Genomic DNA, 14,050 nt, shown 5'->3' with positions numbered 1-14,050 from the left:
TGTTAACTAGGGATTAAATCGGCCCTAAATTGGTCAGGACGGCATAAACCAGAGCCACAATAGAAATGGCAATCCATGTGAAGACTAATGGCCAAATAAATTTCACCCACGTGGTATATGGGATTTTCGCCGTAGCCAGCACGGCCATTAAGATCCCCGATGTTGGGTTAATGCAGTTCACCACACCTTCACCTAACAGAACCGTTTGTACGGTAGTTTGGCGGGTAATTTCGAGTAGGTCGCCCATCGGAGTAAAGATTGGCACTAATACAGCGGCCTCACCTGAGCCAGAAGAAATAAAGAAGTGCATAATCGCTGCAGTTGCAAACATAGAGAGTGCAGAAAGGGTTTTTGGCAAACCATCCATCATCGAAATAATCGCATTGACGATGGTGTCCAAAATCATGCCATCAGATAATACAATCGCAATAGCACGTGCCATACCAACGATAAATGCACCGCCAACCATACCCGCACAGCCTTTTAAGAAGCCTGTTGCAATGCTATTTGGTGACATACGGTTGAGTACACCAACACCGACCCCTAAGATGATAAACATCGCCATCATCTCTTTTTCACCCCAGCCCCATTCGACAGCACCAAAAATAAAGCCGACTAAGCAGAATGCGCTATATGACAAAGTGATGATATGTAGCGCCGAAATTTTTGAGGTTTGGTGATCAGCGTCATCGACAGCAATCTCTGGGCGAACCATACCTTGCTTACGGCATTTTTTAGTATAGAAAGTTAAAAATAAGATACCCGCGATGACGAAAGCGATATAAATCACCATTCGAAAACCAAGGCCAGATAGCAGGGGAACGTCTGCTAAGCCTTGTGATAAGCCAACCGTCATCGGTGCCATGATTGAGGCATTAAAACCAGCATAGGCAGCAACATAGACCAATGCGGCACCAAATTTATCGTCCATCCCAACAGATTTTGCGACTAGCAGGCCGATAGGAACAAATGCAATGATTGAGTTAACGACAATGCCAGTAGTGCCTAAAATAGAAAACACCACAAAGAAAATTGTGATTAACAGAAAATCATTGAGCTTCTTACTGCGCGAAATATTATTCAGTACCTTTTTTATGGCACCGGTTTCTTCAAGAAGATGTAACGCACCACCTGTAAAAATAATTAAAAAGATAATTGGTGCAGCTTTTACTAAGCCATCGGCAATAGACGTGAAGATTTGCCCTGGTAAAATACCGTGTTGCTCAGGTAAACGCTCATAGCTACCAGGTATGGTGTAAGAGCTAGATACTTTAGTTTCAATGCCATCTTTGACCATGGTGATGACTTTAGTCTCTGATGCATATTGCCCCGCAGGAACGATCCAAGTAGCAATACCTGCGATGACTAAAATGAAGAACAATAAAACGTAAGGGTTCAAACCTTCCGAACGTTTTTTCGCTGGTGGTGGTGTATTTGTTGACGTTGTTGCCATATTATTATCCTGTTGGATTATTATTTATTGTGTAATACGTTGTAATACATTGAAAAATAACTGTGCTCGCTCAGTTAATGATGGAATTTCTAAATATTCTTTATCACTGTGTTGGTAGCCGCCGATTGGGCCTAAGCCATCAACAGTAGCAGTGCCGACACCTGCTGTGAATGAAGCATCTGAGCCGCCGCCTGTTGAAACGTCGATTAACTCGATATCTAATTTCGTCGCTTCTTGCTTGATGATGTCGATAAGTACTGTACTTTCATCCGTTTTAGCCATTGGCGGGCGATTGATTCCCCCAGTTAGCGTCAGTTTAATGCCGTCTAATATCGGTTTGCTGCACACTTCTCTGACTTTTTTATCAATTTCTACGCCTTGTTCTTCAGAAGAAATTCGTACATCGATTTCTGCTCTCGCATTGGGTGCCACAGTATTGACTGAGGTTCCACCTGAAATGAGACCAACGTTAACGGATAAGCCTTGGTCATGGGCAGAGAGTGCATGTAAGCTTTGGATTTTGTGGGATAGCTCTTGAATAGCGCTGATACCAGCTTCAGGGGCAATACCCGAGTGAGAAGCTTTCCCTTCGATGCTCAGTACATAAGTGCCGACGCCACGGCGTGCACTAACAATGGCGCCATTGGCACGTGCAGGTTCCATAACTAAGGCATAACGCTTGCCTAATGCACATTTTTCAATCACACCGCGGGATGAAATAGAGCCAATTTCTTCGTCGCAGTTAAGTAAAATTTCGATATTTTTATAGCGAGAGTCTTGGTTGTCGTACAGTTGCTTCATGACTTGATACACCATGACATGACTGCCTTTCATATCAATCACACCTGGACCATAGGCTCTATCACCTTTGATACTAAATGGACGTTCTGCGACAGTGCCTTTTGGGAAAACGGTATCTAAGTGCAGTAAAATTAAGATATCGGCCTTTACCGATGGGTAATAAATACGGTAGTTATTGCCTAATGATTCATTTTCAATGACTTCAACTTCAAATCCCATTGCTTGGTATTTTTCGCACCACACGGCAGCATGGTTATCGACGCCAGCCTTGTCATAAGAACCAGATTCGATATTCACGACCTGTTCCAGTAGTTTTAACATGGCGGGCTCGTGCACTAAAAAATGATTAGTCATAATGGATTCCTAATATTGTGTTTGTCGTTAATGAGACTGTTTTTATTGTGTTCTGCATGTGGTATTACATCGAAAAATAAAGATAAGAATAAGTGCAATGTAAGAAATTTCATTTTTCTTTAAATTAAATAAATATATACACCACTTGATAAAGTACTCAGTTTTAATTATTTGATTAAAATTTTTCAATAATTATTGTAAGCATTTTTTATCGTCTCTGTTATGTTTCTATGACACGGATTAACTAAATCGAATTTGATGATTCGATATATAACTTCACTATTATGTGAAAGGTTAATATGCAGGATACCGATAGCGGTCGGTACTTTTTGACTCTATCATACTAAATAATTTGGATACAAGTTTTGTTTTATTTTAATTTAACGCATTGAAATTGAATGAAAAATACAAAACAATAAAATAAATCTAATCATTCGCTATAAATAATTAAGGAACTTTATATTTTGGATTTTTGTTTTACAGTAATGGTTTTTTTGTTTGATTTTATTCAATTTACTTATATAAAGTATAATTTAGAGTGTAAATAAACCAATATTAAAATTTATATTTTTATTTGAATTTAATAAACATAATAAACTTTATGGTCTTTAGGATTTAAATCGAACAATTATTAAACACTTTGTTTTGTGAATAGCTTTTGATTTTAAATAAGTATAATTATGTGATTTTTGTTCGTAGGTTAAATTGAGATTAATAATTAGTATTTCTTTGTTTAAATAATGTGCTAAATGCTGACTTGGTTAATTGGCGATATTATTAGAAACATAAAATGAAGCTACGTTTTTAGCTACCTTACAGAGGTTTGATAGGGTAATTGTTGTTCTTCACTTTGTGGTTGGTAATAAATGAGCTGATATAGCTGAGCAATCTGTAAGAGAAAATAGTTAGGATGGCAAAAGAGAATAAGTTTCTACAATAGCACCATTAAAGAGTAAGTCGGTAGAGATGGTAAGTGAAATTTCGGATAGGACTATGATGCTAATCATGGTTTTCATTAGGCCTGATTACATTGGTTAGTAATATAATTAACTTTTAATATACAATTATTCTTTAATTTTAATAGGTTAATGAATTTTATCTACTGGTGAAGTAGATATTGATAAACTAAATAGTGATATTGTGACGGCTCGCTCATTTCATGTTTATTGATTAACTTATTGTATTTTAAGATTATTAATTTAAATTTAGAAAATTTTTCTCTAAATTTGTATAAAGTCATCGATTTTTAGAAAAATTTTTCTATTTCCCTATGGCATATTCCTTTCAGCAACAAATATAAATAAACACTTTTTTCTCTTTCTATGATTGGGTTTTAATAATGACTAAGAATATTGCTACTGTTTTAATTCATGGTGGAAAACAGCAAGATACTGTCAATCATGCGATTTTCCCTGCAATCACAACCGCGAGTACTTTTGTCCAACAAAGCTTAACTGAACATGGAGAATATTGTTATTCCCGTTGCAGTAACCCAACTCGTTATGCCTATGAAACACTGTTAGCGGAAATTGAAGGTGGAATCTACGCAACAGCGACTGCTTCAGGTGTTGCGGCTTCAAGTTTAGTGCTAAATTTACTACCAAAAGACTCTCATATTATTGCAATGAAGGGCGTTTATGGTGGAACTTTCCGCTTATTTGAGCGTGTTGCAACCGTAAACTGTGGTCACAAAATAGATTATGTTGATTTAAATAATCTGGATGAGGTCAAAGCTAACATAAAAGACAATACCCGCTTAATTTGGATTGAAAGTCCAACTAATCCGTTATTAGAGTTAGTGGATATTAAAGCGGTTTGTTCGTTGGCAAAAATGCATGATATTTTGACTTGCGTGGATAATACATTTGCAACAGCATGGAACCAAAAACCATTAGAATTAGGTGCCGATTTAGTGATGTTATCAGCCAGTAAATATATCGGTGGTCATTCTGATTTAATTGGTGGTGCGGTAATTACACAACGTGAAGATATTGCCAGTCGACTTGATTTTTTAAAAACCACCCTCGGTGCAATTGCTTCTCCCTTTGATGCTTACCTTGCATTACGCGGCTTAAAAACATTGGCATTACGCATGTCAGCACAATGCAGTAATGCGCAGAAAGTCGCAGAATATCTAGCAACACACCCGAAAATTGAGCACGTTTATTACCCAGGTTTACCATCACACCCACAACATCAGCTATGTAAAACACAAATGCGAAGCGGGGGGGCAGTTGTGACGATTAAATTAAAAGGTGATATTGAGGATACAAAAACATTTTTATCTAAGGTGACTTATTTTGTATTGGCGGAGTCTCTTGGTGGTGTGGAAAGTATGGTAAACCATTCAGCGACCATGTCCCATGGTTCAATGACTAAAGAAGAAAGAGAAAGTATTCATGTTTACGATACGACATTGCGTTTATCAGTAGGTATTGAAGATATTAACGACTTATTAAATGATTTAGAAAAAGCATTATCTTAATTAAAATCACAATAAAATATAATAAGAGAGCACCCCATGAATGATTATGGAATTTGGACCATTGTCACTCCACTGGTCACGATACTTTTAGCCATTTTTACACGCCAAGTTATTTTATCTTTATTATTGGGAATATTAGTCGGGTTTACCGTTATTAATGATCATAATATATTATTAGGTGTTAACGGAACACTCGATGGAATTATTAATACTTTTGCCTCACCTGGAAATACAAAAACAATTCTATTTATGGTCATGATAGGCGGTATTATGCGCCTTGTTGTGGTTACAGGTGGTGTTAGGTCACTTGTTAGATTATTGACTAATAAAACCAAGTTGATTAAAAATAGAAAAGCAGTTCAATTAATGGCAATGATTATTACGTCATTAATTTTTATTGAAAGTTCAATTAACCAGTTAATTGCAGGTGCGTCAACAAAAACACTCGCGAAGAATTATGGTGTTTCGCCAGAAAAAATGTCTTATATCGTGCAAACATCCTGTGTGTCGGTGTGCTCGTCAGCGATGATAAACGGTTGGGGGGCGGCAATGATGGGGGTGATTGGCGTGCAGATATCAAAAGGTTTTATTACGGGTGAACCTTTTGAAATTTTAGCCAGCTCGATGGTATTTAATATCATGGCATGGTTTTCTTTAGCTTCGGTTTTATTTTATATCTTCTCCAATTTTTCTTGGGGGCCGATGAAAAAAGCAGAATTGCGAGCTCATGAAGAATCGTTAACCATCTTATCCGCGGAAAATACTGAGCAAGATGATGAAGATATTATTGAACATCCTAATTGCCATACATCTTTAAATTTCTTTATCCCAATTTTATCAACGGTATTAATGGTCCCAGTGGCTTTATATATCACTGGTAATGGTGACTTTAGTAAAGGCAGCGGCTCAACATCTGTTTATTGGGGGGTCATGTTTGGAACGCTAGTTTCTTTTGTCTGGTTCTTAGCGCGTCGCGTATTAAATATTGAGAGTTTCTTTAAAGAACTATATATCGGTTACGCTAGCATGGTGAAAATCAGCTCAGTCATGATATTAGCATTCTTAATGGGGACAGTTTCCTCAGATTTAAATACTGGGGCTTATATTGCTGAAGTGACTTCTGGTGTTATTTCCCCTGCATTCTCAATCGGTTTTATTTTCTTAATTAGTGCTGTAATGTCATTGGCAACAGGCACATCGTGGGGAACGTTTGCCATTATGATCCCTATCGGTGTGCAATTAGGTATTTCAGTGGGAATGCCAGTGGAATATATGATTGGTGCAGCTATCGCAGGGTCTATTTACGGCGATATGACATCCCCAATTTCCAGTGATGCGATTGTGGCTTCCATGGCAACAGATTGTGACCATATTGAACATATCCGAACACAAATGCCTTATGCTACTGTGACAGCTGCATTTGCTCTGATGGTCTACCTCTATTTAGGCTTCACATATTAATCTGGATAATATTCAAATGAATATACAAGAAAGGCTTTCAGCAATAGCGAAAATTAATTTATTGCATACCGCAACGCCATTGGTGAAATTGAATAATATATCTGAATACCTTGGTCGAGAAATTTATATTAAACGTGATGATATGACCCCCCTTGCGATGGGGGGCAATAAACTGCGTAAGTTAGAGTTTATTATTGCGGATGCACTACAGAAAAAAGCTAAAGTATTAGTCACTGCAGGCGCTATACAATCTAACCATGTTCGCCAAACAGCCGCTATTGCAGCAATGTATGGTTTAGAGTGTGTGGCTTTATTGGAAAACCCGCTGCAAAGTGGGAATTCCCTATTTTTAAATAATGGCAATAAGCTGCTGACAGATTTATTTAATACTCGCTGTTATTTTTGTGAAGAATTAAGTGACCCTAATGAACAAATGAAAGCATTAATTGAGTCATTAGGGTTAGAAAATGCGTATGTTGTACCTGTCGGTGGTTCGAATGCTCTAGGTTCACTGGGGTATGTCAGTTGTGCTTTGGAGATTGCACAACAAAAGCCAAAAGATATTGATTTTGCTGCGGTGATTGTTGCTTCAGGTAGTGCGGGAACCCATGCTGGTTTAGCTATAGGGTTACAGGTCGTTTTACCTCAAACTCCTGTTATTGGCGTAACAGTCTCGCGTACGGTTGAACAACAACAGCCAAAAGTTGAAAAGCTGCAAAATGAAATAAGTGAATTATTAAACCTTGCTGATTTTCCGAATGTACAATTATGGGATCAATACTTTTCACCTGCATATGGTGCACCGAATAGCAAGGGGCAACAAGCAATTGAATTATTAGCACAAAAAGAAGGGATTTTACTCGACCCTGTTTATACTGGCAAAGCCATGGCAGGGTTAATTGATAATGTATTAAAAGAAACTATTGAAGGCAGTCAGCCGCTTTTATTTATTCATACTGGCGGTTCACCTGCCTTATTTGCTTATCCTGAAATCAATGTGGCAAGTATTTAAAACTATATTAAAGATGTGATGTACCTATGAAGATTAATACTAAAGTTATACACGGTTATCCAATGACGGATAAGTACACGGGAAGTTCATCTATTCCGTTATATCAATCGTCAACTTACTCGCAAAGTAATATTGAAGAAAATTACGCGTATATTTATTCGCGTTTTTCAAACCCAACCCGTGATGCACTAAGCGAAGCTATTTGCTCAATTGAAAACGCACAATTTGCTGAGGTTTTTTCATCGGGCATGGCTGCTATTAGTGCAGTTTTATTAGGATTTAGCCAGGGAGATCACATTGTTGCCTGTAAAAGTATTTATGGTGGCACTTTTCAGTTAATGACTGAGTTTTTACCTCGTTACGGTATTTCAGTGACATTTGTTGATGCGACAGATCCTAAAAACTATGCAGATGCAATACAAGAAAATACTAAGGCATTTTACATTGAAACGCCATCGAACCCGACACTGCAAGTAACAGACTTAAATGCGGTCATTGGTTTGGCAAAAAAGAATAATTTAATCACTGTGTGTGATAACACATTTATGACGCCGTTATTGTCGGATGTGATTTCGTTAGGTATTGATTTCTCGATTAATAGTGCCACTAAATTTATTAATGGGCACAGCGACGTTATTTTAGGAACCGTTGCAACAAATAATGCCGAATATGCCAAATGGTTACACAAATCAGCGGTTGCTATAGGCAGTATTGCTGCACCATTTGATAGTTGGCTGACCATGCGCGGTTTAAAATCAATGGCAATGCGTGTTGAGCGTTCCAGTGAAAATGCACAGAAGCTTGCAGAATATCTTAACCAGCATTCGAAAGTAAAAAAGGTGTTTTACCCAGGCTTGGTTTCACACCCAAATCACCAGGTTCATATGCAGCAATCAAAAAATGGCGGAATGGTCGTTTCGTTTGATTTAGGCAATGAAAAAAATGTGAAATTATTTTTAGATGCGATTCGTATCCCATTGGTCGCTGTTAGCTTAGGGGGAATTGAGTCAATTATTTCTTATCCTAAGATTATGTCCCATGCCTGTATTCCTAAAGAGGAACGCATTGCACAGGGAGTAACGGATGGGTTGCTACGTTTTTCAGTTGGCTGTGAAGACATTAGTGACTTATTAGCTGATTTAGATAACGCACTATCAACGTTATAACCTGAAGGCTTATTTTTCATCTTTATTCCTTACAAAAATGGGTATCACAATGAAATGTAAATTGTATCTTTTAGATATGGGTTTTTCAGATAAAAATTATCAAGATGACACTTTTTTTTGCCCAGACTGCACAATGCTAGAGGGAATACTCGCTAAAAACCCGAGGTTATCCAATTTCATTGATGTAAGTTATCTGCCTTTTGAGAAACCACGAGAAGAATTAGTGGATATGTGTGGCGAGGAGAATCAATCTTTACCTGCTTTAATATTACCTGAGGGGATAACGTCTTCTTATCAAACTGGAGTGTATAAAAACACGTCTTATATTTCTGACTTAAGCCAAATCATTGCGTTTTTAGTAGATACTTACCATATACCTAAACAGCATCCATAATAAAAACAAGCACCCTAATATTCTTTAGGGTGCTTGTCATTGAATAAATAATGGAAACTATAGATAAAGCTCTTTATTCACCGGTGTCAATTGAGCTTCTTTCTGCAAGTATTTTAATGTTTCTGTTGCTAATAACGCAGTAGCTTCATAAAAGTTATTACCGCTTTGTAATTGCATTTTTTCCAAATAACGATATACCCAAGGTAAGAAATGAATTTCCAATAAATCATTTAGCAATTCAGGCTTATTTTGGATAACCCACGCTGTTAATAAGAACAATAAGCCAACATGGTCTTCTGGTTCATTGGCATTCAATTCAATATTAATTTGGTTGTTACGTAGCCAAGCTCTTAACTCAAGGGTAGAAATTCCAAATAAAACATTTTCTTTATCGAGATAAACAGAACCCCAAGGCGGAGCAGGGAGTGCATTAGGGCCAATAAATAATCGCTCATAGGCCTCTTTTAGCGTTTCAGATTGCTTAGTATCACCTTGAAATAACTGATTAATTCGTTGGCAATCATAATGAGCGGTGAGAGGCCACTCGGTTAACCATTCACTGGTGCTAAATAGCTCAATGAGTCTGCTAACTCGAGGGTCTGAAGGGTCATAGGAAAAGAGTGCGCCTAAAGTTTGGGTGCACAGTGACATGTCATCTAATTGTTTTTGTTCCATACTGATTCACTTCGTCTTTTAATTTTACTAAAAATTTTTAACCATTTGAGTTTCAAATGAAATAAAGGGTGGTTTTCGATTGTACTTGTTTATGGAAATATCAACATATTGATTTAACCATCGTAACGAATCATCAGATATTTGTCGACGAGAAGAGGGGGATATCCCCCTCATGAAGAGCACTTAACCTACCACTGCCATACCAACAGTCATATGTAATCCGTAGAAAATACCCCGACCAATAAGTTCACCAAACATTACAAATAAAACAGCAATGAATAAGCTGATAATTGAGGGATTTCTCATCTTAATATGAGGATAAAGCCAAAAAGCTAAACCAAGGAATAAACAGATAGTTCTCCATCCCATTAATGATGCGTAGTCAGGTACTAGTTGACTGGCTTTTTGCACAGAGCTTTGAATTGAACCAAGTTCATATCCTTGAGCCGTGACTAAAATACAGCTAGCTATTATGCCGATAATACTGATGAGCGCAAAAGAACGTACCCGACTAATGTCATAGCTGGCTATACGCAATAAAAAAGCAGCTAATACAGGGCCTGCAATTAAGCTAGTTAAAATAAATTGCAAACTACCATATTGATTAAACCAGGTTGGTACTGTTTCAATTTGATAAACGCGAGAAATTGCATAAATAAAAAATGCAGCAGCAAACATGGTGATCATTAACCAAATTTGACCAAGTGATCGAGGCATTTTTTTGAAAAATGAAATAAGCCAATATAACCCGCCTAAAGCAAAAAAGAGGGAGCCGCTGACAATTTCATTACTTAATGCAGAATGTCCTACACGTATCATCGAATTAAAAGCGCGTAAGGGTGAACCCATATGTAACATGGATAATAAAAAGCCGATACCCATTAATAACCATAATCCGAACATACTCATCACGATTTGGTGATGCTGTTGCGCGGAAGGTTTAAGTTGTAAAACAAGCGCCATTAAAATAAAAGCGCCAGCGACGGTTTGTCCGATAACAGTAAAGAGTATTAATGGATATTCATGTAAGCCAGCACCCATTTTATACCTCCTCCGGATTTGCAAGATAGCCCGTAGTATCACCAACGGGGCGACAATTATTATTAAGGTTTAAAACAATATTCGGTTTGGTGTAATGTGCAGGTGGAAGAGGGGCAATTTCATTAATGTTACCGTATTTTGCTCGCAATTCATCGATAGGGCCAAAATCCAACGCGCGTAACGGGCAAGATTCAACGCAAATCGGTTTTTTACCTTCAGCAACTCGCTCAAAACAGCCATCACATTTGGTCATGTGACCTTTTTCTGCATCAAATTGAGGTGCACCGTATGGACATGCCATATGGCAATAACGGCAGCCAATACAAACACTTTCATCGACAACAACAAAACCATCTTCACGTTTATGCATTGCGCCACTTGGGCATACTTTAGCGCAGGCAGGATCATCGCAATGATTACAAGAGATGGACAGATAGTAGGAAAAAACGTTTTGTTGCCAAGCACCATTTTGTTCAGTCCAATCCCCACCGGCATACTCATAAATACGGCGAAAGTGAACATCCGTTGATAAATTTTTGAAGTCTTTACAAGCGAGTTCACAGGTTTTACAGCCCGTACATCGTTGTGTATCAATATAAAAACCATATTGTTGTGACATATCGGGCTCCTTACAGTTTTGCGATTTCGACTAAGTTAGTATGTTGCGGATTTCCTTTCGCAAGCGGTGATGGGCGCTGCGTTGTTAGAACATTAATACATCCGCCTTGGTCGACTTTTGCACCAAACATGTCAGCATCTAACCATGCACCTTGCCCCATCGCAGTTACGCCAGGCATAATCCGCGGTGTGACTTTGGCAGGAATATGCACTTCCCCTCGGTCATTAAAAACTTTAACAATATCACCTTGTTCAATGCCCCGAGCTTTAGCATCGATAGGGTTAATCCAGATTTCTTGGCGACAAGCTTGTTTTAAAATATCAATATTACCGTAGCTTGAGTGTGTTCTAGCTTTGTAGTGGAAACCTGTCATTTGGAGTGGATATTTCTCGCTTAATTTATCTTGATGTCCTTCAAACCCTTTGGCATAAATTGGCAATGGGTCGATAATATCATCTGGGGATAGCTCCCAATTCTTTGAAATTTCAGCAAGAGCTTCCGAGTAGACCTCGATCTTTCCTGATGGCGTTTTCAGTGGGTTGGCCTGTGGGTTATCACGAAATTCTTTAAAACCAATGACATGTTCATCAGGGCATTTGTGTTTGAAAATACCCACTGTTTTCATCTCTTCATAAGTTGGCATATCAGGGAAGCGTTCGCGGCTTTTTTCGCAGAGGTATTTAACCCATTCATGCTGAGTGCGACCTTCTGTAAAGGTTTTTTCAACATCTGGACCTAAGCGTTTTGCAATTTCAGATAAAATTTCATAAATTGGTTTGCGCTCAAATTTAGCACTGGTGGCGGGTTGCCCTAAAATCATATAGGACATATTCCCAGCTGATTCACTCGGAATTAAATCTTCTTGTTCAGTTGGCATTAAATCAGGCAATAAAATATCGCAATATTTTGCCGATGCGGTCATAAAATGGTCGATACCGACAATCATTTCGCATTTACTGTCATCTTGTAAAATTTCATGAGTGCGTGCAATTTCGCTATGTTGGTTAATTAACGTATTACTGGCATAGCACCATAAGAATTTAATCGGTACATCCAGTTTATCTTTTCCTTTAATGCCATCGCGAGTGGCGGTCATTTCAGTTCCACGTTCAATCGCATCGGTCCATGTAAACACCGAAATTTGCGTTTTTACAGGATTATCAAGCATAGGGAACCATTCAACGCCTGAATCATAAGTGCCTTCACGGCAACCTGAATTTCCTCCGCTAATTCCTACATTACCTGTAATAATGGCGAGCATTGCAATGGCTCGTACAGTTTGCTCTCCATTTGAATGGCGCTGAGGCCCCCAACCTTGAACGATATAAGCGGGTTTGGCTTGCCCGATTTCACGTGCGAGTTTAATAATTTTATCAGCGGGGATCCCTGTAATAGTCGAGGCCCACTGTGGTGTTTTAGCTATGCCATCAGCACCATCACCTAAAATATAGGCTTTATAATGACCATTACGTGGAGCGGAAGCTGGCAATGTTTTTTCATCGTAGCCTACGCAATATTTATCAACAAAATCCTGGTCAACCATGTTTTCTGTGATAATGACATAGGCTAATGCTGCTGCTAAAGCACCGTCAGTACCTGGACGTATTGGTAACCACTCGTCTTCACGACCTGCAGCGGTGTCGTTATAACGAGGATCAATAACAATCATTCGTGCATTTGAGCGCTCACGAGCTTGCTCGACATAATAGGTAACTCCGCCGCCACTCATTCTAGTTTCGGCTGGGTTGTTGCCAAACATCACGACAAGTTTAGTATTTGCGATATCATCGGGGCTATTGGCTTCCTGAGAACCATATAGGTAGTTCATACCTGCACGGATTTGAGCGGTACTATAACTACCATAGCGACTTAAAAAACCACCACATGAATTCATTAAGCGATAAGGGACATTAGAGTTGGTGATGTTGCCACCATCAACACCCGTTCCATATAAAACGTGTACAGCCTCATTACCATAATTTTTCAATGTGTTACGTAAGCTATCGCCAACGATATCGAGTGCTTCTTCCCATGAAATTCGGGTAAATTTACCCTCACCTCTTTTACCCACTCGTTTCATTGGGTATTTCAATCTGTCAGGGTGATTCATACGACGGCGAATTGAACGGCCACGCAAACAAGCACGTACTTGATGGTTACCATATTCGTCGTTACCCGTGTTATCAGACTCAACCCAAAACACTTCGTCATCTTTGACATGTAAACGAAGTAAGCAGCGGCTTCCACAGTTTACAGTACATGAACTCCAAACGACTTTATCCTCAGAGAAGTTTGTTGAAGAGGAGGCATTCATTGCTTTTGCATTAAAAGGAAGAGACAAACCACCCACAGCTGCAAATAGTCCGCTTGCTGCTCCTGATTTCACGACATTACGTCTTGAAATAGGGCTATTTAATAATTTATTTTTTATCTTCATTGTGATGACCTTTATGACCATACTAAATATATGGTTTTCAGGAAATCATCTTACTATTTGATTAAGATGATTTGTTGCGTCATATCAATGAATTAATATTTTATTGGTTGGTAACTTATTGATAATAATTAATTTTCATTAAAAAACATTAA

General features: G+C 38.4%; 11 protein-coding genes. 5 read left to right on the top strand and 6 right to left on the bottom strand.

Features of this window, described 5'->3' with window-relative positions; translation table 11 throughout:
* Positions 1 to 13: 13 nt before the first annotated feature.
* The gene (locus PSF27_RS07435) at positions 14 to 1,453 is read right to left on the bottom strand and encodes a YfcC family protein (RefSeq protein ID WP_206082799.1); all 1,440 of its coding nucleotides are present in this window, start codon (positions 1,451 to 1,453) and stop codon (positions 14 to 16) included.
* 24 nt (positions 1,454 to 1,477) lie between these two features.
* Positions 1,478 to 2,608, bottom strand: a complete 1,131-nt coding sequence (locus PSF27_RS07430) for a M20 family metallopeptidase (RefSeq protein WP_206082798.1) — start codon at positions 2,606 to 2,608, stop codon at positions 1,478 to 1,480.
* Positions 2,609 to 3,947: 1,339 nt separating this feature from the next.
* Between PSF27_RS07430 and PSF27_RS07425 the strand changes: the two genes are divergently transcribed.
* The 5 genes from PSF27_RS07425 to PSF27_RS07405 are packed head-to-tail and all read left to right on the top strand — an operon-like array spanning position 3,948 to position 9,126.
* A complete protein-coding gene (locus tag PSF27_RS07425; protein WP_206082797.1) occupies positions 3,948 to 5,093 on the top strand; it encodes a trans-sulfuration enzyme family protein in 1,146 nt (381 codons plus the stop codon).
* A gap of 36 nt (positions 5,094 to 5,129) precedes the next feature.
* Positions 5,130 to 6,554 carry a Na+/H+ antiporter NhaC family protein gene (locus tag PSF27_RS07420; RefSeq protein ID WP_206082796.1) on the top strand — a complete coding sequence of 475 codons (1,425 nt, stop codon included), beginning with the start codon at positions 5,130 to 5,132 and terminating at the stop codon, positions 6,552 to 6,554.
* A gap of 16 nt (positions 6,555 to 6,570) precedes the next feature.
* Positions 6,571 to 7,566 carry a D-cysteine desulfhydrase gene (locus PSF27_RS07415; RefSeq protein WP_272681199.1) on the top strand — a complete coding sequence of 332 codons (996 nt, stop codon included), beginning with the start codon at positions 6,571 to 6,573 and terminating at the stop codon, positions 7,564 to 7,566.
* A 26-nt stretch (positions 7,567 to 7,592) separates the two neighbouring features.
* Positions 7,593 to 8,732, top strand: coding sequence for a trans-sulfuration enzyme family protein (locus PSF27_RS07410; RefSeq protein ID WP_206082794.1), 1,140 nt, complete (start codon positions 7,593 to 7,595; stop codon positions 8,730 to 8,732).
* Positions 8,733 to 8,781: 49 nt separating this feature from the next.
* Positions 8,782 to 9,126 (top strand): DUF3088 family protein, encoded by a 345-nt coding sequence (locus PSF27_RS07405; protein ID WP_206082793.1) that lies wholly within the window; start codon positions 8,782 to 8,784, stop codon positions 9,124 to 9,126.
* A 57-nt stretch (positions 9,127 to 9,183) separates the two neighbouring features.
* Here PSF27_RS07405 and dmsD read toward each other — a convergent pair whose 3' ends face one another.
* The 4 genes from dmsD to ynfF all read right to left on the bottom strand — a co-directional run bounded on the left by dmsD (position 9,184) and on the right by ynfF (position 13,898).
* Positions 9,184 to 9,801: a Tat proofreading chaperone DmsD gene (gene dmsD / locus PSF27_RS07400; protein ID WP_206082792.1), complete on the bottom strand. Its 618-nt coding sequence runs from the start codon at positions 9,799 to 9,801 to the stop codon at positions 9,184 to 9,186.
* Between the two features lie 183 nt (positions 9,802 to 9,984).
* Positions 9,985 to 10,842 (bottom strand): DmsC/YnfH family molybdoenzyme membrane anchor subunit, encoded by an 858-nt coding sequence (locus PSF27_RS07395; RefSeq protein WP_206082791.1) that lies wholly within the window; start codon positions 10,840 to 10,842, stop codon positions 9,985 to 9,987.
* Position 10,843: 1 nt separating this feature from the next.
* Complete coding sequence (locus PSF27_RS07390) at positions 10,844 to 11,461, bottom strand: DMSO/selenate family reductase complex B subunit (RefSeq protein WP_206082790.1); 618 nt, start codon at positions 11,459 to 11,461, stop codon at positions 10,844 to 10,846.
* Between the two features lie 10 nt (positions 11,462 to 11,471).
* The gene (gene ynfF, locus PSF27_RS07385; RefSeq protein ID WP_272681198.1) at positions 11,472 to 13,898 is read right to left on the bottom strand and encodes a selenate/tellurate reductase subunit YnfF; all 2,427 of its coding nucleotides are present in this window, start codon (positions 13,896 to 13,898) and stop codon (positions 11,472 to 11,474) included.
* Between the last annotated feature and the right edge of the window lie 152 nt (positions 13,899 to 14,050).

The organism is Providencia sp. PROV129 (genome assembly GCF_028482245.1).
Taxonomy (GTDB): Bacteria; Pseudomonadota; Gammaproteobacteria; order Enterobacterales; family Enterobacteriaceae; genus Providencia; species Providencia vermicola.
The sequence above is the reverse complement of the archived record's forward strand: the minus strand, read 5'-3'. Positions and strand labels throughout refer to the sequence as shown.

Bases quoted from the DNA above. Each gene is read 5' to 3' on its own strand.
- PSF27_RS07435 (WP_206082799.1), bottom strand. From the start codon at position 1,453: ATGGCAACAACGTCAACAAATACACCACCACCAGCGAAAAAACGTTCG.
- PSF27_RS07430 (WP_206082798.1), bottom strand. From the start codon at position 2,608: ATGACTAATCATTTTTTAGTGCACGAGCCCGCCATGTTAAAACTACTG.
- PSF27_RS07425 (WP_206082797.1), top strand. From the start codon at position 3,948: ATGACTAAGAATATTGCTACTGTTTTAATTCATGGTGGAAAACAGCAA.
- PSF27_RS07420 (WP_206082796.1), top strand. From the start codon at position 5,130: ATGAATGATTATGGAATTTGGACCATTGTCACTCCACTGGTCACGATA.
- PSF27_RS07415 (WP_272681199.1), top strand. From the start codon at position 6,571: ATGAATATACAAGAAAGGCTTTCAGCAATAGCGAAAATTAATTTATTG.
- PSF27_RS07410 (WP_206082794.1), top strand. From the start codon at position 7,593: ATGAAGATTAATACTAAAGTTATACACGGTTATCCAATGACGGATAAG.
- PSF27_RS07405 (WP_206082793.1), top strand. From the start codon at position 8,782: ATGAAATGTAAATTGTATCTTTTAGATATGGGTTTTTCAGATAAAAAT.
- dmsD (WP_206082792.1), bottom strand. From the start codon at position 9,801: ATGGAACAAAAACAATTAGATGACATGTCACTGTGCACCCAAACTTTA.
- PSF27_RS07395 (WP_206082791.1), bottom strand. From the start codon at position 10,842: ATGGGTGCTGGCTTACATGAATATCCATTAATACTCTTTACTGTTATC.
- PSF27_RS07390 (WP_206082790.1), bottom strand. From the start codon at position 11,461: ATGTCACAACAATATGGTTTTTATATTGATACACAACGATGTACGGGC.
- ynfF (WP_272681198.1), bottom strand. From the start codon at position 13,898: ATGAAGATAAAAAATAAATTATTAAATAGCCCTATTTCAAGACGTAAT.